This is a genomic window from Mesorhizobium sp. LNJC394B00 (assembly GCF_000502555.1).
Taxonomy (GTDB): Bacteria; Pseudomonadota; Alphaproteobacteria; order Rhizobiales; family Rhizobiaceae; genus Mesorhizobium.
Genome location: NZ_AYWH01000012.1, coordinates 33,857 through 57,249 on the forward strand (window position 1 = coordinate 33,857; position 23,393 = coordinate 57,249).

Below are 23,393 nucleotides of genomic sequence, written 5' to 3' on the forward strand. Positions count from 1 at the left end.
GCATTGCTGCACTCAGCGCACGCACTCGTGTGACGCCGGCAACACCGTGACGACTTGCGCTCGCCGTGGCCATCTCAGCTACAAGGACATCAACAACATGCAGACCGGTTCCACTCCACGCGACCGAATTGGCGTTTCCACATTCGGCGGATTGGGCGCGCAGGCGCGCGGCGCCTCTGGCGGGCTGCTCCCGGAGATCTGGATGCACGACGGCGCAAAGCGGGTCGAACAGGCTCTGGGGCGTCTGCTCTGCGCCAAAGACGACGGTAAGACAGAGCTGATGGCGGCCATGCGCTACGCCACCTTGCATGGCGGGAAGCGCACCCGCGCCTTGCTCTGTCTGGCTGCCGGCGCACTGGCGGGCACGCCGGCGCCCATGCTCGACGACGTCGGTGCCGCGATCGAGATGATGCACGCCTGTACCCTGGTCCACGACGACCTGCCCGCGATGGATGACGACGTGCTTCGCCGCGGCCTTCCGACCGTGCACGTAAAGTTCGGCGAAGCCACTGCGATCCTGGTCGGCGATGCGCTGCAGGCCCACGCCTTCCTGACCCTGACGAGCCTGGATGCGCCGGGCGACAACCGTATCGCGCTCGTGCGCGAACTAGCGCAGGCGGTGTCCGCCGAGGGTGCCGCAGGCGGACAGGCAATGGATCTGTCCCTGGTCGGAAAGCACGCCGGGCTGGACAGGATCCTAGCGATGCACCGGATGAAAACCGGAGCGCTAGTGCGCGCGTCGGTTCGCATGGGCGCGCTATACTCCATCACGGAGGATGCCGCGCACGCTACGCTTTACTGTGCGCTCGATCGATACACCGCCTGTTTTGGCCTGGCGTTGCAGGTGGCCGACGACATTCTCGACGCGACGGCGGATACCGCGACTCTTGGCAAGACCCCCGGCAAGGACGCGGCGGCGCAGAAGCCGACCTGCGCGTCAATCATGGGGCTGCAGGCAGCGCGCCAGTTCGCGCTGTATTTGTTGCACGACGCCGGGGAGGCCATCGCCCCTCTGGGGCCGCGTGCGGAAGGGCTGGCTCAGATGCTGCAGCGGGCCAACGTCTATCTGTCCGCGCCATACGCATGAGCGCCCCATCCGTAAGTACTCGCCCCTGTGCTGGTGCGATCGGCCGGCGGGCGCTGCATGCTGCACTGTGTCCGTGTCGGCGGCGACGTGCGCGGCGTCTGCCCGTTTCTGTTCTCGTTAGCCCTCTGCAGAAGGAACATCCCGCGTGAACGCGCTGTCCGAACAGATCCTTTCCGAATTGCGCCACCTGCTGAACGAGATGAGCGACGGCGGCAGCGTCGGCCCGTCCATCTACGACACGGCGCGAGCTCTGCAGTTCCACGGCAACGTCACCGGTCGGCAGGACGCGTACACCTGGCTCATCGCGCAGCAACAGGCCGATGGCGGATGGGGAAGTGCGGACTTCCCGCTGTTTCGCCATGCGCCTACGTGGGCGGCGCTGCTGGCATTGCAGCATGCCGATCCTCTTCCCGGGGCTGCCGACGCAGTCCAGGCTGCAACCCGGTTCATCGAGCGCCAGCCCGATCCCTACGCGCATGCGGTGCCGGAAGACGCGCCCATCGGCGCGGAGCTGATCCTGCCGCAGTTGTGCGACGAGGCCGCATCCTTGCTGGGCGGCTTGTCGTTTTCGCGCCACGCGGCGCTGTTGCCGTTGCGGCAAGCACGCCTGTTCAAGCTGGGGGCTGTGGCGACGTTGCCGAGCGGCCATCCGTTGCTGCACTCCTGGGAAGCCTGGGGGACGTCGCCGGCCACCGCATGCCCGGACGACGACGGCAGCATCGGCATCAGTCCGGCGGCCACCGCCGCGTGGCGTGCGCACGCCGTCACACAGGGAAGAACGCCGCACGTCGGGCGCACGGGCGGGTATCTGCAGGCGGCATCGCGGGCGACGCGCACCGGCATCGAAGGTGTCGTTCCCAACGTCTGGCCAATCAATGTGTTCGAGCCATGCTGGTCGCTGTACACCCTGCATCTGGCCGGTCTGTTCGCGCATCCCGCGCTCGCCCAGGCGGTGCAAGTGATCATCGCGCAGCTCGACGCCCGCCTGGGCGTGCGCGGTCTGGGCCCTGCCTTGCACTTCGCGGCCGATGCGGACGACACCGCCGTTGCGTTGTGCGTCCTTCGCCTTGCAGGCCGCGACCCGGCGGCCGACGCCTTGCGCCAGTTCGAAACCGGCGAGCTCTTCGTCACCTTCCCCGGTGAGCGCAATGCCTCGGTGTCGACCAACATCCATGCCCTGCATGCGTTGCGAATGTTGGGAAAGCCCGCCGCCGGCACCAGCGCCTACGTCGAGGCCAATCGCAACCCGCACGGTCTATGGGACAACGAAAAATGGCACGTTTCGTGGCTATATCCCACCGCGCATGCGATTGCTGCGCTCGCGCAAGGCAAGCCCCAGTGGCGCGAGGNCACGTTTCGTGGCTATATCCCACCGCGCATGCGATTGCTGCGCTCGCGCAAGGCAAGCCCCAGTGGCGCGAGGAGCGCGCGCTGACAGCGCTGCTGCAGGCGCAGCGCGATGACGGCGGCTGGGGCGCCGGTCGCGCGTCCACATTCGAGGAAACCGCCTATGCGCTGTTCGCGTTGCACGTGATGGACGGGAGCGAAGAGCCGGCAGGACGCCGGCGCATCGCGCAGGCGGTGGCGGGTGCGCTGAAGTGGATGCTCGCCCGCCACGCAGCGCACTCACTGCCCCAGACACCGCTGTGGATCGGCAAGGAACTGTATTGCCCCACCCGGGTGGTGCGCGTGGCCGAACTCGCCGGGTTGTGGCTGGCGCTTCGTTGGGGGCGGCGCGTCTCGGCCGAGGGAGCAGGAGCGGGGCCATGATCCCGACCCATCGCGCGCTGCAACAGGTGCTGGAGTGGGGGCGTTCCCTGACCGGGTTCGCCGACGAGCATGGCGTGGAAGCAGTCCGGGGCGGCCAGTACATCCTGCAGCGCATCCAGCCGAGCCTGCGCGACACCAGCGCCCGCACCGGCCGCGACCCGCTGGACGAGACGCTGATCGTGGCGTTCTATCGCGAACTGGCGCTGCTGTTCTGGCTGGACGATTGCAACGACCTTGACCTGATCGCGCCGGAGCAGCTCGCCGCGGTGGAGCAGGCGCTGGGGCAGGGCGTGCCGTGCGCGCTCCCCGGATTCGAGGGCTGTGCCGTGCTGCGCGCTTCGCTCGCCGCGCTCGCCTACGATCGTCGCGACTATGCCCAGCTTCTCGAGGATACCCGGTGCTACTGCGCGGCGCTGCGTGCCGAACACGCGCAGGCGGCAGGGGCGGAGCGATGGTCCTACGCCGAGTACTTGCAGAACGGCGTGGACTCGATCGCCTACACGAACGTGTTCTGTTGCCTGTCGTTGCTGTGGGGGCTGGACATGGCGACCTTGCGCGCGCATCCGGCGTTTCGCCAGGCCCTGCGGCTCATCTCCGCGATAGGGCGCTTGCAGAACGATCTGCATGGACGCGAAAAGGATAGATCGGCCGGCGAGGCCGACAACGCGGCGATCCTGCTGCTGCAGCGCTATCCCGCCATGCCTGTGGTGGAGTTCCTCAAGGACGAGTTGGCCGGCCACACACGCATGCTGCACCGGGTGATGGCGGAAGAACGTTTTCCCGCGCCGTGGGGACCGTTGATCGAGGCCATGGCGGCAGTCCGCGCGCAGTACTACGAGACCTCGACCAGCCGCTACCGCAGCGACGCTGCAGGCGGAGGCCAGCGTGCGCCGGCCTGAACGCGGGGGAAACGATGGCGTGCGCGCGCTGCCGTCGGTCCGACCCGACGCAACGCCGTCGCCCGATGACGCGGATGGAGCGAGCATCAGCGACACCAAGTTGAGCCGGCGCAAGGACGACCACCTGGACATCGTGCTGAATCGGCGAACGGCACGGGCCAAGGCCGCCGGCTGGGAGTACATCCGTTTCGAACACTGCGCATTGCCCGAGTTGGATCTGACGCAGATCGACCTCAGCGCCTCGCTGCTGGGCAAGACCATGCGCGCGCCTCTGCTGATCAGCTCCATGACCGGCGGCATGCCACGCGCCGAGGCCATCAACCGGCATCTAAGCGAGGCAGCGCAAGCCTTGGGAATCGCCATGTGCGTCGGTTCGCAGCGCGTGAGCCTGCAATCCCGCAACTCCCAAGGGCTGACGCGCGCGCTGCGCCGCCAGGCCCCAGACATTCCCTTGCTGGCCAATATCGGCGCCGCGCAACTGCGTGAGGCCGACGGCCTGGACCTGGCGCGCCGGGCGGTGGATGCACTGGAGGCCGATGGACTCATCGTCCATCTCAATCCGCTGCAGGAAGCGGTACAGCCGGAGGGCGACCGCGACTGGCGCGGCGTCCTGGCCCAGATCGCTCGCGCCGCGCGCAGCATGGGGGTGCCGATCGTGGCCAAGGAAGTGGGGTCGGGCCTCTCTGCTTCGGTGGCTTGTGCGCTCGTTCAGGCGGGCGTGGCGGTGATCGATGTCGCCGGCGCCGGCGGCACCAGTTGGGCCGCGGTGGAGGGCGAGCGGGCCCCCGATGCCGCCGACCGTACAGTTGCGATGGCGTTCGCCGATTGGGGGATCCCGACCCCGGCCAGCGTGCAGGCGGTACGTCGGGCGCTGCCAGCGGTGAAGCTGATCGCGTCGGGCGGGGTCAGCGACGGCGTCGACGTGGCCAAGGCTATCCGCCTGGGCGCGGACATCGCGGGGCAGGCAGCCGGCGTGCTGCGCGCGGCCACCGTATCCACCGAGGCGGTTGTCGCGCATTTCGAGATCGTCATCCGCCAGTTGGCCGTCGCCTGCTTCTGCACCGGCTCGGCTGATCTGGCGGCATTGCGTCAGGCGCGCTTGTTGCCCTCGGCGCATCTGCCCGCCGGTTGATCCCGGCGTCGCGCGCCCGTGGCGGCGGGCGCCTAGTCTTATGAGTCAGAAAGTCTCGGATGCGGGGGGAATCGCGCTGGTCGCGGGCTTGTCCGGGTCTGCTTCGTGATCAGGGAGGCACCCCGCCATGCCCGAACGGACAGCCGAGAGTAAAGCGGTATCCGACGGATACTTGATCAGGGTGATCGGTAACGCCGACCGAGCTGAGCCCTTGAAAGGGTCGGAACAAGGTGCGCCGGGAGACCGGCAGGAGCAGATGGTGCAAATCCATTGCAATGAACGAGTAGCGGTCCACATTGACCCCTGGGTCAAGCGCGGTCGGCCGTGAGGAGACCCGTAACTTCTCTGGGGTCAAACACGGGTTGTTAGGCTCAAGCAGTTCATCAGCATGCTTTGAGACAAAGCGATGGCGGTGGAATGGTCGGTTATGATCGAGGGCTGGAACGAATTGGGAGACATGCCGGTAAGGTCCGGATAGACAAGAGCTGGGAGAGCCTGTTCTACGGCGACATCAGTTGTCGATCTGCGATAGTAGAAGATCATGGCAGCGCTGCAAAGGAACGCGGTCCTGAATCATCAGGCGTTGACCCAGGCCTTCTTCGCCGGATTTGCCCGGATTGCCATACTTTCCGGCAGGTCAAGGACTTCGCGACACGCCGGATCCGAACGTCTTCGGCGCCATTGAGCTTAATCCCCGATGGATGCTGTGACAGGAATGCCATCAAGGGACGGTCGGTGCCTTCTCGCTGCTGAAGGAAATTGGTCCCGATGGAGTTGATGTAACCGACGGCGCGGCTAGGAAGCATCTGCCCTACCGGGAGGCGGCGAAGGTGTGGCGATTTCCTGCCCACTGGCCTTGACGGACAAAGTATCATGATGATACCTAGACGCATGTGATTCACCCCGTCTCCCTAGGAGCGCCGTGCTCCGGAAAGGAGGTGATGAGCATGAGCAGGAAGACGATTACGATTGGCCGCAGTGCGGTTTCGGGTCGGTTCACGACTGTTACGACTGCCGTTCGCAAGCCGAACACGCATATCGTGACGCACATCAAGAAGTGATAAATAGGGCGCCCTTACCTCCCAGGGCGCCCTTTTTATCGTGGAGATTTTTTACCAGATCACAAATTTTTAGCGCAAGGGACTCTTTTAAAATGTATCATAGTGATATACCTAAGGTGAAACCAAGCGGGCATGGGGGCGTTGTAGTCCGTGGTTGTGATTGGCCGAAGGGGCAAGCAACGGACGAAATACGCGCGATTGCGCGTTCGAAAGCGCTTACGATTTCCTATAAGCGCCACGCGATCGAACGTATGGCCGAACGAAACATCATCATGGGTGACGTTTTGTACGTCCTCAAAAATGGCTTTGTGCATATGGAGCCCATGGAGAGTACGCGACCGGCGTACAAAAAATATGCGATGGAAGGTCTCTGTCCCAACGGCAATAGCCGCACTCTGAGAGTGATAGTCATTCCTGAGAAGACCGGCACCTTCCTAAAAATTGTCAGTGTTATGTGGGTTGACGAGCCGTCTACCCGCGCAGGTACGTTGAATGGAGAATGCGATGAATAGCCACCACTACACCGAATGCGGACTTAAGAACGTTTTCATTAGCGGTCTTGATTTCGTGAACGACGATGAAGGTGACGAAATCATCACCATCCCGGCTGTCAATGAACTTCATCGTGTAATCGCTCTTGGCATAGTCTCACACGAGCATGGGATTAGCCCTGACGAGCTCCGTTTTCTGAGAACAGAAATGGGGTATACTCAAGCTGAGCTTGCTGTGCTTGTTCACCACGACAAGCAGTCAGTGGGACGATGGGAGCGGGGCGAGTTTGTGATCGATGGGTCGGCGGAGACAATCATCCGGCGTTTGGCGATTGAAAAACTCGATCTAGCTTCCGGAGCTGGTATGGATGAGCTGTCGCGTCGGAGTGTGCACACACTGAAGCCGCAACCGATCCAAATTCAGCACAGCAATGACGACGGATACCAGCTTCTAGCAGCCGCTTAGACCAAGCCATGGGTGGTCGTCCCTCCCGCACGAGTGGGAGGGACGACCACCTGGCCTTTGCCAGCCTTGATCAGCGGCCATGCGCTTTCGTGCTTCTAGTTCCAATCGCGTCATGTCGTCCCATCCAGCTTTTAGGCCTGTCCGGACGTCACCACTTTAACGCGATAAGGCATCCGGCAGCTGAAATCGCTCATCTCTTTCGTGTTCATAGGGACACCGTCGGGCGCATTGCGCCGAGGTCAAAATAGCCATTTCGCTGAATGTTCGCAGTTGGCCGTTTTCGGGCGACGTACGCACCTGGCCGGCCCAGTCGGTAGAAACGCCGGTGCACGGTGGCAGTAGCAGCTGCTCTTCGAGGAACGCCGTTCGCTCTGAGGCGCTAAAGATATCTTTGCATATCATGATTTCCATATTTGATACGTGAACAGATCATAAAGCTTTGACTTGCTCCGCTGGATAAGATACCCCTGCGTATCATTTGGCATTGGAATGAATCATCTGCGTATCGTTATGGACTCTGAATCGGAAATTCTGCGCGAAATCGGTGGGCTTTTCAGGAAGGCGAGGCTGGCCACCGCCATGACGCAGGAGCAGGTTGCTGACTTGGCGGGTATATCCCGTCCCCGCTATCGCGACATCGAAAAGGGAGCCGCAGCGGCGCGTGCGACGACCCTCATGAATATCGCTCGCGCGCTCGGTCTGGAAATGATGCTGGTTCCGCAAGTCATGGTGCCGGCTGTCCAGGCTCTATTGCGTCCACATGATGATGACGATCGACCCGCCTTTGTTTCTCAACCTGACGATGACGATCATGGCTCCAGTCTTTCGCGCACCTAAGACGATCCCGTCGCTGGACGTGCTCTTGAACGCAGCGAAAATCGGCACAATCGTCAGGACGCCGGGCGATTTCAATGCATTCAACTTCGATGAGGCCTACCGCGCGACGGGCGGCTTTCCGGTTCTCAGCCTGTCGTTCCGGGCAGCGACGGGAGGATTGCGGAAAGATCCGAAGCCTCTGGCAAGCGCCTTGCCCGCATTCTTCGCGAACCTCCTGCCGGAGGAGAAATTGCGCGAGGCGATGGAAAGGCACCACGAAGGCAATGTGCGGCCAGGCAATGATTTCGACCTTTTAGCGGCGCTGGGCGCCGATCTGCCGGGAGCCGTACGGGCGTTGCCCAGTGACGGCGCGACAGCGGTTTCACAGGACGCTTCAAAGGATCAGCCCAAGGCACGGTTCTCGCTTGCCGGCGTGCAGATGAAGCTGTCGGTCATGAAGAACATTGGAAAAGGCGGCGGCCTTACCTTGCCGATGGACGACGAGCAGGGCCGGTACATCGCCAAGTTCCCTTCGACGGCGTTTCCGGGCGTTTCCGAGAACGAATTCGCCAACCTGGCGCTGGCAGCAGCAATCGGCATGGAGGTTCCTGAACGCGAACTTGTCGAGAAGTCCGATTTTGAGGATATTCCCGAAGAATTCAACACGCTGTCAGAGGGCAAGGTCCTTCTCGTCAAACGCTTCGATCGCGGCGCTGAGGGCGAGAGGATACACATCGAGGATTTCGCTCAGGTCTTCGGTGTCTACCCCTCGCGCAAATATGAGGGGGCTGCTTATCACGACATAGCCTTGGCTCTTGGAGTGGCCGTCTCGCCTACGGCGGCTCTCGAATTCGTCCGCCGCCTGGCACTGACCGTCATCACCGGCAATGGCGACATGCACCTGAAGAACTGGTCTTTGATCTATCCCGATAACGGCGACAAGCCGGCGCTTGCACCAATCTACGACCTCCTGTCCACCGTGCCATATATTCCCGCCGACGCCATGGCGCTGTCGCTTGGAGGAGAGCGCTCGTTTAAGGCACTAGCAGCACCGCGATGGAAAGCATTTGCGAACCGTGCACGGCTTCCGGAGCCAGCAGTCCTGAAGGCAGTGGTCGAGACGGTCAAACTCGTCAACGAGTACTGGTGGCATCTGCCTGAGCGCGACGTTGTCGCAGCGAAAGTGCTCGAGCGGATCGATGGACATGTGAAGGCGATGACGCCGATACTGAACTCCTGCGCCGAGAAGTAAACCGAGTCCCTCGGGTTGATATAGCGGAACTATTCGCCCGTGCCCCGGATTAGTGGCCGTGGATCGGTGGTATGCTAGGATCGCGCGCAAAGTCGGCGGAGTGTCCACTTGGACACGCGTTGAGCAAGCACGTCAGCTCGCGGGCACAGAAGAGTTCGCAGCATCCCGCAGAGGGTCGAGATGCTGTTCGTCCACCTCAATACAACGATGCGGTTCAACCGAATGCGGTCGCTGAGGATCGCGATCCGACGCTTTGTGTCGCCAATGTCGCGTCCGCTACACGGGCTGTTCCGACGATCCTTTCTTGGAACTCAAGCTAAACCCCTGAAAAGCAACCATGAAATTATTCTTCGGTTGGATCAGCCAAATTGGCATGAGTCTTGAGATCCTTAGGTGCGAGGCGGCTAGAGCTGCCCGACCGGCATTCAAGTCGCGGCAGCCGCGATGAATGGGAACGAAGGAAGGAAAGCTACATGTCAGGTTTGCGTCAGATCGCCTTTTACGGCAAGGGCGGCATCGGCAAGTCCACCACCTCCCAAAATACGCTCGCCGCCCTGGTCGACCTCGGGCAGAGAATCCTCATCGTCGGCTGCGACCCCAAAGCCGACTCCACCCGCCTGATCCTGAACGCGAAGGCGCAGGATACGGTCCTGCATCTCGCGGCAGAGGAAGGTTCGGTGGAAGACCTGGAACTCGCGGACGTGCTCAAGGTCGGCTACAAAGGCATCAAATGCGTGGAGTCGGGCGGACCCGAGCCAGGTGTCGGCTGCGCCGGCCGCGGCGTGATCACCTCGATCAACTTCCTCGAGGAGAACGGCGCCTACGACGATGTCGATTATGTCTCCTACGACGTGCTCGGGGATGTGGTGTGTGGCGGTTTCGCGATGCCGATCCGCGAGAACAAGGCCCAGGAAATCTATATCGTCATGTCCGGCGAGATGATGGCGCTCTATGCCGCCAATAACATCGCCAAGGGCATCCTGAAATACGCCCATTCGGGCGGCGTGCGGCTCGGTGGCCTGATCTGTAACGAGCGCCAAACCGACCGCGAGCTCGACCTCGCCGAAGCGCTGGCTTCCAGGCTCAATTCCAAGCTTATCCACTTCGTGCCGCGCGACAACATCGTCCAGCACGCCGAGCTCAGGAAGATGTCTGTGATCCAGTATGCGCCGGACTCGAAGCAGGCCGGGGAATACAGGGCGCTGGCCGAGAAGATTCACGGGAATTCGGGCCAGGGCACCATCCCGACCCCGATCACCATGGAGGAGCTCGAGGACATGCTGCTCGACTTCGGCATCATGAAGACCGACGAGCAGATGCTTGCCGAGCTTCAGGTCAAGGAAGCGGCCAAGGCGGCCGCACAGTAGCGACCGCTGCCGACATGAGGCGCCGCCTTACCTTGTGCGCCTTTCAAAGAACGGCGCCTCGTCGGTGAGGCGTCACCCTGAACCTTGAAAGGGGTCCCATGAGCCTGGAATACGAGAATGACGGTGCCCTCCATGCGAAGCTTATCGAGGAGGTGCTGTCGCAATATCCTGACAAGTCGGCGAAGCGCCGCAAAAAGCACCTCAGCGTTGCAAAGAGCGGCGACGAGGCTGGCGAGGAAAGCGAGGTCCTTTCCGAATGCGATGTCAAATCGAACATCAAGTCCATCCCCGGCGTGATGACGATTCGCGGCTGCGCCTATGCCGGCTCGAAAGGCGTGGTGTGGGGTCCAGTCAAGGATATGGTCCATATCTCGCACGGGCCGGTAGGCTGCGGGCAATATTCCTGGTCTCAACGCCGCAACTACTACGTCGGCACGACCGGCATCGACACGTTCGTCACGATGCAGTTCACCTCCGATTTCCAGGAGAAGGACATTGTTTTCGGCGGCGACAAGAAGCTGGAACGGATCATCGACGAGATCGAGGAGCTGTTTCCGCTGAACAAGGGCATGACTGTGCAATCCGAATGCCCGATCGGCCTGATTGGCGACGACACCGAAGCTGTGTCCCGCAACAAGGCCAAGGAGCACGAGAAGACAATCGTGCCGGTGCGCTGCGAGGGCTTCCGCGGCGTCTCGCAATCCCTCGGCCACCACATCGCCAACGACGCGATCCGCGACTGGGTGTTCGAGAAGAAGGAAGTGGAGTTCGAGTCCGGCCCGTACGATGTCAATGTGGTCGGCGACTACAATATCGGCGGCGACGCTTGGGCTTCGCGCATCCTGCTCGAGGAGATGGGCCTGCGCGTGGTCGGCAACTGGTCGGGCGACGCTACGCTGGCCGAAATAGAGCGGGCGCCAAAGGCGAAGCTCAATCTCATCCATTGCTACAGGTCGATGAACTACATCTGCCGGCACATGGAGGAAAAGTATGGCATCGCCTGGATGGAGTACAATTTCTTCGGCCCCTCCCAGACTGAAGCCTCTCTGCGCAAGATAGCCAAGCACTTCGGGCCGGAAATCGAGGCCAAGGCCGAGGCGGTCATCGCCAAATACCGGCCCTTGGTCGATGCCATAATCGCCAAGTACCGGCCGCGCCTCGAAGGCAGGACGGTGATGCTCTATGTCGGCGGGCTGCGCCCCCGTCACGTCGTCACGGCATATGAGGACCTGGGCATGGTGATCGTCGGCACTGGCTACGAATTTGGCCATAACGACGACTATCAGCGCACCGGCCACTACGTGAAGAAGGGCACCCTGATCTATGACGACGTGACTGGTTACGAGCTGGAGAAGTTCATCGAGGGGATCCGTCCTGACCTCGTGGGCTCCGGCATCAAAGAAAAGTACCCGGTCCAGAAGATGGGCATACCGTTCCGTCAAATGCATTCCTGGGATTATTCCGGCCCGTATCATGGCTACGACGGCTTCGCCATCTTCGCGCGCGATATGGATCTGGCCATCAACAACCCGGTCTGGAACCTCTACGACGCCCCCTGGAAGAAAAAAGCCGAGCCGTCGGCGGCGATCGCAGCCGAATGAAACCCTGGCCTCCCGGAAGCCGGGAGGCCGTGAACGCCTGTGGCCGCTTGTCCGCGGGATCTGAAAACGTTTCGACGTCCCTGTGCCGCCCTATGGCGGGCCAGCTGGAAAGAGGTAACCACCCATGCCGCAGTCGGCTGAAAAAGTTCTCGACCACGCGCCCCTGTTCCGCGAGCCGGAATACAGGCAGATGCTCGCCGAGAAGAGGCTGAATTTCGAATGTCCGCACCCGGACCAGATCGTTGCCGACCAAGGCGAATTCACCAAGACGTGGGAATACCGCGAAAAGAACCTTGCTCGCGAAGCGCTTGTCGTGAACCCCGCCAAGGCCTGCCAGCCGCTCGGGGCGGTGTTCGCGGCCGCAGGCTTCGAGCGAACCATGTCCTTCGTCCACGGCAGCCAGGGCTGCGTCGCCTATTACCGCTCGCACCTGTCGCGCCATTTCAAGGAGCCTGCTTCGGCGGTTTCCTCCTCGATGACCGAGGACGCGGCAGTGTTTGGCGGCCTGAAGAACCTGGTCGATGGGCTCGCCAACACGTACCAACTCTACGACCCGAAGATGATCGCCGTCTCGACCACTTGTATGGCGGAGGTCATTGGCGATGACCTGCACAGCTTCATCGAGAACGCCAAGGACGAAGGCTCGGTCCCGCGCGACTTCGATGTGCCCTTCGCCCACACGCCGGCCTTTGTCGGCAGCCATGTCGACGGCTATGACGTTACGGTCAAGGGCATTTTGGAGCATTTCTGGAAGGGCGAGGAGCGCACGGAAGCCGAGGGAACCATCAACATCATTCCGGGTTTCGACGGCTTTTGCGTGGGCAACAACCGGGAACTCAAGCGCCTGCTCGATCTGCTGGGCGTGTCCTATACCTTCATCCAAGACGCCTCTGACCAGTTCGACACGCCGTCGGACGGCGAATACCGCATGTACGACGGCGGCACCAAGATCGAAGACGTGAGGAAGGCGCTCAACGCCGAGGCGACACTTTCGCTACAGCATTACAACACCCGAAAGACACTGGAGTATTGCGAGGGGGTAGGGCAGGCGACTGCCTCGTTCCATTACCCGCTCGGCGTCCAGGCGACCGACGACTTCCTGATGGAGGTCTCCGCGATTTCCGGCAAGCAAATCCCCGAAGCACTCCGCCTGGAGCGCGGCCGACTTGTTGACGCCATGGCGGACAGCCAATCCTGGCTGCACGGCAAGAAATACGCCATCTACGGCGATCCAGACTTTGTCTACGGCATGGCCCGCTTCATCATGGAAACGGGCGGCGAGCCGACCCATTGCCTCGCCACCAACGGCACCTCGGCGTGGGAAGCAGAGTTGAAGGAGCTGCTTGCATCATCGCCCTTCGGCAAGGGTGCTCAAGTCTGGGCGGGCAAGGACCTCTGGGCATTGCGCTCGCTGCTCTTCACCGAGCCGGTGGACCTGCTGATCGGCAACTCCTATGGCAAGTATCTGGAGCGCGACACGGGCACGCCGCTGATCCGGCTGACGTTTCCGATCTTCGATCGCCACCATCACCATCGGTTTGCGCTGATGGGCTACCAAGGCGGGCTGCGCGTACTGACGACGATCCTGGACAAGATCTTCGACAAGCTCGATCGCGAGACAAGCGAGACGGGCGTGACGGACTATTCGTATGACCTCACCCGCTAAGCTTGACGGTCGGCTTTGGCCGATCGTCTTCCCGAGGGACTTTGGAGACCGACGCAATGTCCTCGCTCAGAGCCAAAATCCAGGATGTCTTCAATGAACCCGCCTGCGAGCAGAACCGCGACAAGGTTGCCAAGGCGCGCAAAAAGGGCTGTTCGAAGCCACTGACCCCCGGAGCGGCGGCCGGTGGCTGTGCCTTTGATGGCGCCAAGATCGTACTGCAGCCGATCACCGACGTCGCACACCTGGTCCATGGGCCGCTCGCCTGCGAGGGCAATTCCTGGGACAACCGCGGTGCGGCTTCGTCCGGGCCAACGCTGTGGCGCACAAGCTTCACGACCGACCTCACCGAACTCGATGTTGTGATGGGGCAGGGCGAGCGCAAGCTTTTCAAAGCGATCCGCGAGATCAAGGAAGCGTATGGGCCGCCGGCGATCTTCGTCTATTCGACCTGCGTGACGGCGCTGATCGGCGACGACATCGAGGCTGTCTGCAAGCGCGCGGCGGAAAAGTTCGGCCTACCGGTGGTGCCGGTCAATGCGCCGGGCTTCGTCGGCTCCAAGAATCTCGGCAACAAGCTTGCCGGCGAGGCGTTGCTCGAGCATGTCGTCGGCACGGTGGAGCCCGACGATGCCGGCCCTTACGACATCAACATTCTTGGCGAATTCAACCTCTCGGGCGAATTCTGGCTGCTGAAACCGCTCCTTGGTCGGCTCGGGATCCGGGTGCGCGCCTGCATTCCGGGTGACGCGCGTTACTTCGACATTGCCTGCGCGCACCGCGCCCGGGCGGCTATGATGGTGTGCTCGACCGCGCTCATCAATCTCGCCCGCAAGATGGAGCAGCGCTGGGACATCCCGTTTTTCGAGGGCTCCTTCTACGGCATCACCGACACCTCGGAAGCGCTCCGACAGATCTCTCAGCTGCTCGTGAAGAAGGGTGCCGATCCGGAGATCCTCGGCCGCACCGAGGCATTGATTGCAGATGAGGAGGCGATCGCTTGGAAGAAGCTCGCGGCCTACCGGCCGAGGCTCGAAGGCAAGCGCGTGCTGCTCAACTCCGGCGGTGTGAAGTCCTGGTCGGTGGTCCATGCGCTAATGGAGATCGGCATCGAGATCGTCGGCACCTCTGTCAAGAAGTCGACCGTCGAAGACAAGGAGCGCATCAAGCAGATCCTCAAGGACGACAACCACATATTCGAGCAAATGGCAGCGCGCGAGCTTTACGCCATGCTCTCGGAAAACAAGGCCGATATCATGCTGTCGGGCGGGCGCACGCAATTCATCGCGCTGAAAGCCAAGACACCCTGGCTCGATATCAACCAGGAGCGCCAACATCCTTACGCCGGCTACGACGGCATGGTGGAACTCGTACGCCAGATCGACCTCGCCATTCATAACCCGATCTGGCGCCAGGTGCGGGAGGCGGCACCATGGGATTGCCAGCTAGCGGTGAGGGAGGAACTGCCGCGCACGAAAAGCGAGACCGCGACCTTGCATGTTGTCCAGGAATTCGCCGGCACGATGGCCGACGATTTCGGCGAGTGTTGAGGAAAGCCGATGGTCCGCATCCTTCCCCAGACCAAAGCGGCGGCGGTCAATCCGCTGAAGTCATCGCAGCCGCTGGGGGCCGCTTTGGCCTTTCTTGGCGTCGACGGCGCGATGCCGTTGTTCCACGGCAGCCAGGGGTGCACCAGCTTCGCGCTCGTGCTCTTCGTGCGGCATTTCAAGGAAGCCATTCCCTTGCAGACAACCGCGATGGACGAGGTGGCAACGATCCTCGGCGGGGCAGACCATCTGGAAGAGGCGATCCTCAACCTCAAGGCCCGCACAAAGCCAATGCTGATCGGGGTTTGCACGACCGCGCTGGTGGAAACCCGGGGCGAAGACTGCGCAGGCGATATCGCCAATATCAGGCTGAAGCGCACCAAAGAACTCGCGGGTACGGAGGTGGTGCTGGCCAACACACCAGATTTCGATGGTGCGATCGAAGAGGGCTGGGCCAAAGCCGTCACCGCGATGATCGAAGGGATTACACGGCCCGGCGAGCAGGCGCGGCAATCTAAGAAGATCGTGATCCTGCCAGGCTGGAACCTGACTGTCGCTGACATCGAGCATTTGCGTGAGATAGTTGAAAGCTTTGGACTGCAGCCGGTGATTTTGCCGGACGTCTCCGGCTCGCTCGACGGTACCGTGCCCGCCCATTGGGTCACGACTACCTATGGCGGCACCAGCGTGGAGGATGTCCGCGAGCTTGGCACGGCCGAGCAATGCATCGTCATCGGTGAGCATATGCGCCGCCCGGCCGAGGTGCTGCAGAGGTTGACCGGGGTGTCTTACGTGCTGTTCCGGTCGTTGACTGGATTGAGGGACGCCGACCGGTTCGTATCGCTGCTGTCCGCAGTTTCGGGCGAAGCGGCGCCGGCTGGGGTGCGCCGTCGGCGGGCGCAGTTGCAGGACGCGTTGCTCGACGGACATTTCCACTTTGGAGGCAAGAAAATTGCGATCGCTGCTGAACCAGACCAACTCTACCAACTCGCGAGCTTCTTCATCGGCATGGGCTCCGAAATCGCGGCGGCGGTCACAACGGCCGCTATGTCGAAAATTCTGGAGGAAGTGCCGGCGCAGTCGGTTCAGATCGGCGATCTCGGCGATTTGGAAGCGCTTGGCGCCGGCGCTGATCTTCTCGTTACTCATTCCCACGGCCGCCAGGCGGCGCAGCGCCTCGGCATTCCGCTCATGCGGGTCGGCTTCCCGATCTTCGACCGGCTCGGGGCCCAGCACAAGCTCACAATCCTCTACCAGGGGACCCGCGACCTGATCTTCGAGGTTGCCAACATTTTCGAAGCCAACGGGCGAGCGCCGACGCCTGAGGCGCTTGATCCACTCCGTAAGCGAGAAATCCCAGATGAGCTCCGTCCGTCGCCTCTCGCTCGTCACTGACGAGGTTCACGCACCGACGCCGGAACGCCAGGCGGGCGCATTGCGCGTGGCGATCGCCACGCAGGACATGATGAACCTCAACGCCCATTTCGGATCGGCCAGGCGCTTTGCTGTCTACGACGTGATGCGCGAGGAGTGGAATCTCGTGGAAGCCGTGGCCTTCGATGACGTTTCCGACGAGAGCGGGAAGCATCGAATCGAGGGCGATGACCGCATCACCCCGAAGGTCGAAGCGCTAAAGGGCTGTCATCTCCTGTTTTGTCTGGCGATCGGCGGACCTTCGGCAGCCAAACTTGTTTCCGCAAAGATCCATCCGATCAAAGTGCCGCAGCCCCAGACCATCCAAGAGGTGCTGTTGCGCACGCAGATGATGCTCAGGACGTGTCCTCCCCCTTGGCTGCGCAAGGTGCTGGCGCAGGCAGGTGTCGCTGAACAGAAACCCTCCTTCGAGGACGAAAGCTGAAATGAGGAGTGGGCGAAATGTTTGAAGCCGCTGTTAGCCCTGCCGCCACCGAGGACGAGGCGGCCGCCCTTGCCACCCCGTTCGCCAAATGCCTCGTGCGGCTGATCCGTGCCAATGATTCCCACGGGTCATGGGAAGGCAAATCGGACGCCGAGCTGCTGGGCGACTTCATCATCACCAGGGAACAGCGCCGAGCAATTCCAATCATCGGCGATCCCGATCCGGACGTGCTGTGGAGGCTCGATAAGTTCTACACCGCCGTCGGGCTTGCGATTGAGGAACGCTCCGGCCTGATGGCATCGCCGATGATTGAGATAAGCCATGAGGGCTTCGGGCGCGTGCTCTTCACGGCCGGGCGGTTGGTCGTTCTGTCGAAAACCCTGCGCGACGTCCACCGGTTCGGTTTCGAGACGTTCTGGAAACTCGCCGCGGCCGGTACTCAACTGGCCGGCGATGCCACCGCAGCCATTGAGGCTTATCCCGAGGTGGCGCGGGCGTGATGGAACCGGTTTTCGATCGAGGGGATCATGTCAGGCCTTGAGGACATGCGATGGCCAGCCCTCTCAATCGAGGCGGTCGAGGCCGATGTGGTTCTTGGGGTAGCGCTGATGAAGCCAGTGGTACTGATCTGTTCGCAAGATGCGGAGTTGTATCTGTTCCTCAGCCACATTCTGGGGGTGGACGGCTTCACGAGTGAGCCAGCAGGGGGCGTGAAAGAAGCACTTGCATTGGCCGATCGACGGGAGCTCCAGGCGGTAGTCCTGGACTGCGGGCCAGCAAGCGCGGCAGGCTCCACAATCTGCGCCCGGTTCAAGGGGGATCCTCGGACCGGCCGCCTGCCCGTCATTGCGTTGATCGCGCCCGGCGCCGAGAACCAGCACCTCGATCTCTTGAAGGCAGGAATTGACGAGAGCTTTGTGCGGCCCTTCGCGCCGGCCAAGCTGCTTGACTGTCTACGCACGAAGCTGGCGCTGCCACAGCCGGGTTCAAACGGGATAAAAAACGGCAGCTGGCTCAGTTGCGGCAGCCTTGAGATGAAGCTCGATGCTCACCGGGTTCGAGGTAATGGCCACGACATCCATCTCGGACCTCTCGAATTCAACCTGCTGCGGCAATTCCTTGAGGCCCCCGGCAAGGTCTTCAGCCGAGACGAGCTGATCGACGCGGCCTGGCCGGACAATATCCATATCGGTGAACGCACTGTCGACGTCCATATCAGCCGGATCAGAAAGGCGCTGAAGGCGGCCTCGCCAGGTAGCGTCATTCGTACTGTCAGGTCTGCCGGCTACTCGCTCGAGAAGCCGGACGACTGAATAGCGAACGGATGGTGTGCCACTCTCCATCTTCGTTCGAAGGCAAGTCTTGCGGCTTCGAAACGCGCTACGGGCGCGACATACTCAGGGGGAGCAGTCAGATGGCCTTCAAAAGCCTACTCAGTGTAGCGGGAGCTGACCACTCCGATCTGGACGTCAGAACAGCTGCGAGCTTGTGCGCCGAGGTCGGCGCACATTTGTCCGTCCTGATTATGTCGCCTCCGCCTCTCGTTATGTCGCCTCCGCCGCTGGGTGATGGCCTCCCCGAATGGCCCAGACAACGCGCACACGCCATTGCCGCACTGGAAAAACGGTACAGGCAAATCGAGAGATTTTCACAGGACGCGGCCAGTCTGGAAAAAACATCTAGGGAAATTCACAAACTGCTGAGAGCCACGTGGCGGTGCTATGATGTCGATGTTGTCAACTGCGATCAGGCCAGCGTCGGTGACGCAGTGCGAGCGCGGGCGCTCTGCAACGACCTGACAATCGTCGGCCCTGCACTTCTCAACGACGTTAACGTCGGTCCCCTTGTTATCAACGGCAGCCTGTTCGACACCGGAAAGCCGGTGCTTGTCGTGCCGGAGGGCGCTGAGGCGACTCTGTCTCCTCGGCGGGTGCTGGTCGGCTGGGATTCGCGAGTCGAGGCGTCCCGTTCGGTTCGGGAAGCGCTGCATCTGCTAGCCGGTGCTGAGGAAGTTCGTGTCGCACTCGTCGATCCGGAGGCGACCTGCACCGGAAACGGTACCGAGCCGGGAGCCGACATCGCTGCCTATCTCACTAGGCACGGTGCTCGGGTGTCGGTTGACCTGCTGGCGAGCGCCGGAAAATCGGCAGCCACGGTGCTCGCGCAGCACGCAATCGACACGTCTGCAGAAATGATCGTCATGGGCGCTTATGGCAGCCGCCGGCTGCGCGAGCGGATCTTCGGTGGCGTGACGAGATGGATAGTTGGGAAGCCGCCATTGCCGCTGTTTTTGGCTCGCTGACGGGTTCCGAAGCAGCACCGACGCTGTTCGAAACTCTACTCACTGGGTCACTATCTTGATGCCAAGTCGGAGAAAGATCGCGGCAACATGCAAGCTTCGCGAAGCTTCTCGGAGCCAGTCTGCACGCGCCGCCCGAGAACATTCGCGCACGCCTCTAACGCGCGCCCGGGGGGGTTCTGCTCGCCCGAGTTGGTCCGTGATGCTGAGACCAACGGCCGGGCAGAGGTATGGGCAGTCCTCACTGCAGCCACGATCACGGCGCAGGTCGGCGTCAGGTCAAAGAGGGTCGTTCAGCGCGACCGAGTTCGGACCCGTAGCGGCATCGCATGGGCCCTATCCCGATCTCCTCAATTTTGGCCGGGAGCTGAACAACGCGATGACCGTGCCGTGGCCGGGGCCCGTCAACTTCGAGTAGGGACCGGTCGGGCTCTTGCCGGAGTCGGCGGGAATTGATGGCATCAATCACGTTGTCATCGCGTGGGATGGTAGCCGGGTTAGCAGCGAGGACGGCCGCGTCTTCAGTGTTTTCATTCTGTCCGGCCCGGCCCGCGTGGCGACCGAGCGGTCTTTGGGGCTGGTCAAATTCCGACAACGCTCACATTCGCACCAGGCGGTCCCTGTAGTGCCTGAGCACAGGGAACACAGAAATATCGGCACAAAGCAGGAATCCCGCAGAGTGCACCGACCGGCACATGCCGGCACTCATCCTGGCCTTTTCGCCGTGATCATCATCGTCGATCTGGTGATGACGGTACTCGCGACCCGCAGCCGGACATGACCGGCTTCGTCGCGAAGAACTCCGGCCTCACGAGCCAGGAATTCAATCGCAAAGCGGAAGGGTAGGGCAGAGGCGATGCTCGGGTGGAGCGGCCCTGCAATCGCAATGGCGTTCCGCTTCCACCTGAGCGACCGAAACGGCAAGAAGCTCAAGCAAGGCTTGAGGCGGACGATGATGACGAGGCTGGCCGTAGCCAAGGCGGTCATGCATCTGTTCGTCCCTATGTGTCGAGACGTCGGTGGCCACGCTTCTGCGCCGACGGGAAGCGGGTGATGCGTGTCCAAGACCTGACAGTGGCGGAAAATATGTCGCGTCCAATACAAGCGGCGATCTTGGGCGCCACATAAGTTTTTCAAATCATAATCAAGCGTTTACCGCGCGCTGAGCGCGTTGGCACGGCCTTTGCGAATTGAGATTCAGCAACACTGAGTGAAGGCTGACTGCACGCAGATGCGCAAGACGAACAATGCTCTCCCTTCGTTGAACCCTCGTGCCCCGTCTCAAAGGGGAACAAGCTTGCGCATAAGGTCACGCAACCTTTGGCAATAGCTTTGGAGGGCAAGATGATGTTGCGGATGGGGTCACCGGCTCCTTCGATCAAAGTGGAGGACTGGCTGCGTGGCGAGTCCCTTGCGAACTTCCAGCCCGGCAAAGTCTATATCGTCGAATTTTGGGCAACTTGGTGCGAACTATCTGCGGCGGAGATGCTCGAGCTGATGCAGCTACAGGAGAAATACAAGGACAGCGGACTTGAGGTCGTCGGGATCGCGGCTGATGAAGACGCTCCAACGGCCGTCGAGGCCCGGACCAAGTTGGACGCGTGGTTGGCGTGAGCGCAGCAAGGAGGTCCATGCAGCACTTGGTCGATCGTTTGCAGCAGGATCGAGGCTCGAATCTTCATGGCCTCCCGCATTGCGGCGGAAGCGATGTTCGATGCGAATTCGCGTGGAAGACTTCGCAGTCGAGGACGTGTTCAAGGTCGGCCCGAGGGACATCAATTGCGTGGAATCAGCGGCGCCGAGCTAGGCGTCGGCTGAGCAAGTGTGCCCGAAGTAGGCGTCCCAGAAAACAGATATCGTCCTTCGAGGAAGAGGACTGAAATGAGGAGAAGGCGAAATGTCTGATGCCGCGGTCAGCCCGGCTGTCAACGAGGACGAGGCGGCCCTTGCCACCCCGTTCGTCAAATGCCTGGTGCGGTTCTCCGTGCTCAGGAGTCCTACTGATTATGGGAAGGCAAATCGAACGCCACGCTGCTGGCCGACTTCCCACCAGAAAAAAGCGACCAGGCGATCCGTGGCATGGGATACCCCGATCCGGACGTGCTGTGGAGGCTCGATATGTTCTACACGGCCGTCGGGCTTAGGATCGAGGAGCGCTCCGGCCTGATGACATCGCCAATGATGGAGATGAAACCCATGGGGGCCTCGGACGATTGGTTCACGGCGAGCGGTTGGTCTCTCTGTCGTGACATCCACCGGTTCGGCTTCGAGACGTTCAGGAAACTCCCGGAGGTCGGTACGAAACTGGTCGACGATGCGCCCGCAGCCATTGAAGCCTATCGCGACGTGGCGCGGGCGTGAAGACACCGATTTCGAGGAACGATCTATGTCAAAGCTGGATGAGATGGGAACGAAAGTCCGAAAGCTTCAGCTGCGCGCGGCACTTGCCAAGATGAAATTGCGCGACCTTGCAGAGGATCTCCCGGGAAAATGGACGGAGATAGAGGAAGTTGCCGAAGAAACGTCGGCCGCTTTTGCCGAGTTGGATGGTGCCAGGAGAGAGCTCGCTTCAATGAAGAAGTTACGATGACGAGCACATTCACCACCCGCGACGGCTCCGGATGGGTGCCGGAATATCTCACCGCTATAGACGGCGCGACCTGCATGGGCTGCGGCCGCTGTTTCAAAGTCTGCTCGCGCGAGGTTATGCATCTTTATGGCGTCGATGACGCGGGTGAAATCCTCGGCGCCTGCGACGGCGAAGACGACGATTTCGATGGCGAGCTCAATCGCATGATCATGGTCGTCAACCATCCCGGCCGCTGCGTTGGCTGCGGAGCCTGCGCCCGCGTCTGCCCGAAGAACTGCCAGACCCATATTGCGGCCGACAATGTCGCTGCGTGATCTGGTGGACCATCCAGGAGAACGGCATTGCCCTTTAGAATCTTCTGTCGCGTCCTGGGAATGGTCCTTTGCAGCACCGCTCTGACCGTCTACTTCGCTTCTCATTCCATCGGCACAGTAGTAGTCACGACGCTGGCTTGTTCGCTGCTCCTTCAGCTGGCGTATTTCGCAAGCGTGCTCTTTCTGATCCGGCGGTCTGGCTGCGTTAGCCGAGCTGGTCAAAGAGCTGAGCGTTTCGACAGTTGCAAGGAAGTTGGATCCGAGCCGCCAGACCTTGATGAGGTTACAAATGAATCCCCAGATTTGCTCCAACGCGATCAAATGCGAGCCATATCGCTGCTGCTGCCTTGAGTGCCGTGACGAAGTCAGAGCTGACGTGCTCCCCGTCTTTGGGTCGCCCCGCGCCGGGACTTCTGGGGGTAGTGGCTCAGGCCGGCACGGCCGCCGATGAGCTTTTCATGAGCGATATGGCGATTGCTGCTATGGGGTCGGACTGTTGTATTCCACGTCCGATAAGGCAAGCTTACCGGACATGAAGCCCGTCGACAGGCGCGGCGCTTAGTCGCCACAATCATTGCAAAAAGCGGACGGCCGGGATCGGGCGGGAGCACGCGTGGCCTGCGACCGAAAAAAACCAGCCTAGAGAGGGACCAGGCGTCAACCGGTGCCGCGCGAGACGCTAGCGCGGGTCGTAGCCAAAAGCTGCAACATCGAGCTGATCATCGACGCATCGCGCCGAGCTCGGCGGCCGCCCTTATGAGCTGGTCGCGGTCGCCGGCGGCTGGCAGCACCGGACGAAAAAGAGATTTCGCGATGCGATCCGCGCGGTAGCCGGACAGGACGCGGAAGACAAGCCACTCTCCCGGTCGGAGGCGCTCGTCTTGATTTGCATTGCCTATTTGCAGCCGATCACCCGTGGCGAGCTGTCCAGCTTTTTCGGCAAGGAGGTTTCGCGCGACCTGATCAGGGTCTTGCGCTCGCAGGATCTTATCGCCTTGGGGCCGCGAAGTCCGCAGCCGGGTGCATCCTATACCTACGTCACGACAAGAACCTCCCCATCGCATTTTGGCTTCGACACGCGCGATCTGCCTGACTTCGAAGCGCTCGGCGGTTGACTAGAGGGGATGAAATTGTTGAAGCGGTAGACGCGGCGCTCTAGCGCCTGCGACGCATTGGCCAT

20 protein-coding genes and 4 pseudogenes are annotated in these 23,393 nt (G+C 61.6%); 23 read left to right on the top strand and 1 reads right to left on the bottom strand.

Annotated elements, in window-relative coordinates; translation table 11 throughout:
• Positions 1–97: 97 nt before the first annotated feature.
• The 17 genes and pseudogenes from X751_RS138080 (at position 98) to X751_RS138005 (ending at position 19,312) form a co-directional block, all read left to right on the top strand.
• A complete protein-coding gene (locus X751_RS138080) occupies positions 98–1,087 on the top strand; it encodes a polyprenyl synthetase family protein (protein WP_023715667.1) in 990 nt (329 codons plus the stop codon).
• Between the two features lie 145 nt (positions 1,088–1,232).
• A pseudogene (locus tag X751_RS01000000164235) lies at positions 1,233–2,857 on the top strand (hypothetical protein).
• Positions 2,854–3,756, top strand: coding sequence for a hypothetical protein (locus X751_RS138075; protein ID WP_023746011.1), 903 nt, complete (start codon positions 2,854–2,856; stop codon positions 3,754–3,756). The pseudogene X751_RS01000000164235 and the gene X751_RS138075 overlap by 4 nt, the downstream one beginning before the upstream one ends.
• An 85-nt stretch (positions 3,757–3,841) precedes the next feature.
• The gene (fni, locus tag X751_RS138070) at positions 3,842–4,888 is read left to right on the top strand and encodes a type 2 isopentenyl-diphosphate Delta-isomerase (protein ID WP_031247285.1); all 1,047 of its coding nucleotides are present in this window, start codon (positions 3,842–3,844) and stop codon (positions 4,886–4,888) included.
• A 1,153-nt stretch (positions 4,889–6,041) separates the two neighbouring features.
• Positions 6,042–6,461, top strand: coding sequence for a DUF4258 domain-containing protein (locus tag X751_RS1000000166185; RefSeq protein ID WP_084013556.1), 420 nt, complete (start codon positions 6,042–6,044; stop codon positions 6,459–6,461).
• Complete coding sequence (locus X751_RS138060) at positions 6,454–6,906, top strand: helix-turn-helix domain-containing protein (protein WP_023706400.1); 453 nt, start codon at positions 6,454–6,456, stop codon at positions 6,904–6,906. The genes X751_RS1000000166185 and X751_RS138060 overlap by 8 nt, the downstream gene beginning before the upstream one ends.
• A gap of 510 nt (positions 6,907–7,416) precedes the next feature.
• Positions 7,417–7,743 carry a helix-turn-helix domain-containing protein gene (locus tag X751_RS138055; RefSeq protein ID WP_023746014.1) on the top strand — a complete coding sequence of 109 codons (327 nt, stop codon included), beginning with the start codon at positions 7,417–7,419 and terminating at the stop codon, positions 7,741–7,743.
• On the top strand, positions 7,718–8,974 hold the full coding sequence (locus tag X751_RS138050; protein WP_023746015.1) for a HipA domain-containing protein: 1,257 nt from the start codon (positions 7,718–7,720) through the stop codon (positions 8,972–8,974). Before X751_RS138055 ends, X751_RS138050 begins: the two co-directional genes overlap by 26 nt.
• A 473-nt stretch (positions 8,975–9,447) precedes the next feature.
• Complete coding sequence (gene nifH / locus X751_RS138045) at positions 9,448–10,341, top strand: nitrogenase iron protein (protein ID WP_023706403.1); 894 nt, start codon at positions 9,448–9,450, stop codon at positions 10,339–10,341.
• A gap of 98 nt (positions 10,342–10,439) precedes the next feature.
• Complete coding sequence (nifD, locus tag X751_RS138040; RefSeq protein ID WP_023746016.1) at positions 10,440–11,942, top strand: nitrogenase molybdenum-iron protein alpha chain; 1,503 nt, start codon at positions 10,440–10,442, stop codon at positions 11,940–11,942.
• Positions 11,943–12,066: 124 nt separating this feature from the next.
• A complete protein-coding gene (nifK, locus tag X751_RS138035; protein ID WP_023746017.1) occupies positions 12,067–13,608 on the top strand; it encodes a nitrogenase molybdenum-iron protein subunit beta in 1,542 nt (513 codons plus the stop codon).
• Between the two features lie 56 nt (positions 13,609–13,664).
• Complete coding sequence (nifE, locus tag X751_RS138030; RefSeq protein WP_023746018.1) at positions 13,665–15,155, top strand: nitrogenase iron-molybdenum cofactor biosynthesis protein NifE; 1,491 nt, start codon at positions 13,665–13,667, stop codon at positions 15,153–15,155.
• A gap of 9 nt (positions 15,156–15,164) precedes the next feature.
• Positions 15,165–16,547 (top strand): nitrogenase iron-molybdenum cofactor biosynthesis protein NifN, encoded by a 1,383-nt coding sequence (gene nifN / locus X751_RS138025; RefSeq protein ID WP_023746019.1) that lies wholly within the window; start codon positions 15,165–15,167, stop codon positions 16,545–16,547.
• Entirely contained in the window at positions 16,513–17,010 is a 498-nt protein-coding gene (nifX, locus tag X751_RS138020; protein ID WP_023746020.1) for a nitrogen fixation protein NifX, read from the top strand. Before nifN ends, nifX begins: the two co-directional genes overlap by 35 nt.
• A 17-nt stretch (positions 17,011–17,027) precedes the next feature.
• On the top strand, positions 17,028–17,510 hold the full coding sequence (locus X751_RS138015) for a NifX-associated nitrogen fixation protein (protein WP_023746021.1): 483 nt from the start codon (positions 17,028–17,030) through the stop codon (positions 17,508–17,510).
• A gap of 27 nt (positions 17,511–17,537) precedes the next feature.
• The gene (locus tag X751_RS138010) at positions 17,538–18,323 is read left to right on the top strand and encodes a response regulator transcription factor (protein ID WP_031245266.1); all 786 of its coding nucleotides are present in this window, start codon (positions 17,538–17,540) and stop codon (positions 18,321–18,323) included.
• A gap of 101 nt (positions 18,324–18,424) precedes the next feature.
• Positions 18,425–19,312 carry a universal stress protein gene (locus tag X751_RS138005; RefSeq protein WP_023746023.1) on the top strand — a complete coding sequence of 296 codons (888 nt, stop codon included), beginning with the start codon at positions 18,425–18,427 and terminating at the stop codon, positions 19,310–19,312.
• 702 nt (positions 19,313–20,014) lie between these two features.
• Here the strand turns inward: X751_RS138005 and X751_RS1000000167180 are convergent.
• Complete coding sequence (locus tag X751_RS1000000167180) at positions 20,015–20,296, bottom strand: hypothetical protein (protein ID WP_156936407.1); 282 nt, start codon at positions 20,294–20,296, stop codon at positions 20,015–20,017.
• A 357-nt stretch (positions 20,297–20,653) separates the two neighbouring features.
• Between X751_RS1000000167180 and X751_RS137990 the strand changes: the two are divergent.
• The 6 genes and pseudogenes from X751_RS137990 to X751_RS01000000164245 form a co-directional block, all read left to right on the top strand.
• A pseudogene (locus X751_RS137990) lies at positions 20,654–20,917 on the top strand (TlpA disulfide reductase family protein); the annotation flags it as partial.
• 289 nt (positions 20,918–21,206) lie between these two features.
• Positions 21,207–21,670, top strand: a pseudogene (locus tag X751_RS01000000164240) (DUF269 domain-containing protein).
• A gap of 25 nt (positions 21,671–21,695) precedes the next feature.
• Positions 21,696–21,899, top strand: a complete 204-nt coding sequence (locus X751_RS137985) for a CCE_0567 family metalloprotein (RefSeq protein WP_023746027.1) — start codon at positions 21,696–21,698, stop codon at positions 21,897–21,899.
• Positions 21,896–22,213: a ferredoxin III, nif-specific gene (gene fdxB, locus X751_RS137980; RefSeq protein ID WP_023746028.1), complete on the top strand. Its 318-nt coding sequence runs from the start codon at positions 21,896–21,898 to the stop codon at positions 22,211–22,213. The genes X751_RS137985 and fdxB overlap by 4 nt, the downstream gene beginning before the upstream one ends.
• Positions 22,214–22,273: 60 nt before the next feature.
• Complete coding sequence (locus X751_RS1000000166190) at positions 22,274–22,564, top strand: exopolysaccharide production repressor protein (RefSeq protein ID WP_245265844.1); 291 nt, start codon at positions 22,274–22,276, stop codon at positions 22,562–22,564.
• A gap of 313 nt (positions 22,565–22,877) precedes the next feature.
• A pseudogene (locus tag X751_RS01000000164245) lies at positions 22,878–23,319 on the top strand (SMC-Scp complex subunit ScpB); the annotation flags it as partial.
• Positions 23,320–23,393 lie beyond the last annotated feature (74 nt).